The sequence below is a fragment of the Streptomonospora sediminis genome (assembly GCF_054778995.1).
Genome location: NZ_BAAGYZ010000148.1, coordinates 1 through 506 on the forward strand (window position 1 = coordinate 1; position 506 = coordinate 506).

Here is a 506-nt window from a genome sequence, read left to right on the forward strand (position 1 = left end):
CCACACCCACACCCGACACCGCATCCGGCCTCAACAAAGACCTCGCCGACACCTTCGGCAAATACCGCGACGACTTCCAAGCCCCCTACACCCCCGAAAGCGCCCGCGACGCCTTCACCAACCCCGCCACCGTCAACCAACTCCGCGACGACCTCACCGACGTCTTCACCAAACACCTCGGCCCCCACACCGGCCGCGACCTCGCCGACACCTACACCACCGCCCTCACCAAAAACTGGGGCAAACCCACCCTCGGCGACGACATCGCCGCCGCCCTGGGCCCCAACATCAACCCCACCCTGCGCGACCACCTCGCCCACACCGTCCCCACCACCCTCAACAAAAACCTCGCCGAACTCCTCGCCAAACCCGGCGCCCGCGCCGAATTCCTCGCCCTCTCCGCCGCCGCCGGCGCCATCGAAGGCTACGTCGGCGAAGGCCTCACCAACCTCGCCTTCACCGACAAAGGATTCGACGCCAACTGGTGGTCGGCCACCGCCGGCGCC

General features: G+C 68.0%; 1 protein-coding gene. It reads left to right on the plus strand.

Going from position 1 to position 506, the window contains the following annotated elements:
• Positions 1-506 (plus strand): hypothetical protein (locus tag ACYVD5_RS27915; RefSeq protein WP_461004159.1); only part of this gene is annotated, 506 nt, incomplete at both ends.